We start from the raw sequence: 1,650 nt of genomic DNA, 5'->3' as shown, positions 1-1,650 counted from the left end.
CGGGTGACGAGGCCGAGCGGCACCGCCTTGGGCTGCGAGGAGCCGGCGCGGAACACCAGCAGCGAGGTCAGCTGCTCGCCGTTTGCGGCATGGGCGTTCGCATTGTCGTCGGCCAGGTCATGGGCCGAGGAGCCGGACGCGCCGAGGGCTTTGGCGATGCCGTTGGGGTCGATGATCATGATGACGGCGCCATCGCCCAGGATGGTGTTGCCGGAGAACATGTCGATGTGCCGCAGCTTGGTCGACATCGGCTTGACCACGATCTCCTCGGTATGGAACACGCCGTCGACCACGATGCCGAAGGTCTGGCTGCCGACTTGCGTGACCACGATGAAGCCGTTCTCGGCGTCGGTGGAGGTCGCGCCGTCGTCGATCTTCAAGAGCTTCTTGAGATGGATCAGCGGCAGCAGCTTGTTGCGCAGCCGCAAGACCGCGGTGTCCTTGATCCGCTCGATGCGGTGCTCGGAGTTGGCGCGGGCCCGCACCAGCTCGACCACAGACAATTGGGGAATCGCAAAACGGTCGCCGCCGGCTTCCACGATCAGCGCGGAGACGATCGCCAGGGTCAGCGGGATCTTGATGGTGACCGAGGCGCCCTCGCCGGCCACGCTCTTGATGTCGATGGTGCCGCCGATCTGGTCGATATTGGTGCGCACCACGTCCATGCCGACGCCGCGGCCGGACACCGAGGTCACTTGCGCGGCGGTCGAGAAGCCCGGCGCGAAGATGAACTTGTGGATCTGGGCCTCGGTCATCTTCTCGAGTTCAGCCTCGGTGACGAGACCGTTCTGGAGCGCCTTGGCCTTGATCCGCTCGGTGTTGAGCCCGCGGCCATTGTCGGCGATGCAGATGATGATGTGGCCGCCTTCGTGATAGGCGGAGAGGCGAATGGTGCCCTGCTCCGGCTTGCCGGCCGCGACCCGCTCGGCGGTGGTCTCGAGCCCGTGATCGGCGGAGTTGCGCACCATGTGCGTCAGGGGATCCTTGATCAGGTCGAGCACCTGGCGGTCGAGCTCGGTGTCGGCGCCGTGCATCTCGAGCTCGATCTGCTTGCCGAGTTCGCCGGAGAGATCGCGGACGATGCGCGGCAGCTTCTGCCAGGCATTGCCGATCGGCTGCATCCGCGTCTTCATGACGCCTTCCTGCAGCTCGGCGGTGACGTTGGAGAGCCGCTGCAAGGGCACCTTGAACTCGGTGTCCTCGTTGCGCCTTGAGATCTCCAGCAGCTGGTTGCGGGTCAGCACCAGCTCGGAGACCATGGTCATGAGATGTTCGAGGGTGTCGACATTGACCCGGATCGACTGGTTGGCGATCTTGTCGCCTTCCTGGACGTCTTCACCCGCGGCCTTGCGGGCCGGCTTCTTCGCAGCCTCGGCCGGCTCGGCGGCGGGCGCAGCGGCGGGCTTGGCAGCCGGCGCCGGTGCGGCGACTTCGGTCTCGGTCTCGCGGAAGGCGCGCTCGAGCTCGTCGAGCGAGACCTCGCCCGGACGCAGCGGACGCTCCAGCGTCTGCACCACCAGCGTGCCTTCAGTCATCGCCGCCTGCACCGACGGGGCCTCAACGACCGGCACATCTTCTTCAGCAGCAGCCGGCATCGACTGCGTCGAGCCTGACGATATCGACTGCGTCGAATCGGACATCGCCGCCATG

At 66.1% G+C, this 1,650-nt stretch carries 1 protein-coding gene; it reads right to left on the bottom strand.

The genetic code is table 11. The features are described from left to right. Positions 1 to 1,650, bottom strand: a 1,650-nt coding sequence (locus QJT82_RS45310) for a chemotaxis protein CheA (RefSeq protein WP_281446725.1), incomplete at both ends; no start/stop codon positions are given.

The sequence above is a fragment of the Bradyrhizobium sp. Mp19 genome (assembly GCF_029952935.1).
In the GTDB taxonomy this organism is placed as follows: domain Bacteria; phylum Pseudomonadota; class Alphaproteobacteria; order Rhizobiales; family Xanthobacteraceae; genus Bradyrhizobium; species Bradyrhizobium elkanii.
The sequence above is the reverse complement of the archived record's forward strand: the minus strand, read 5'-3'. Positions and strand labels throughout refer to the sequence as shown.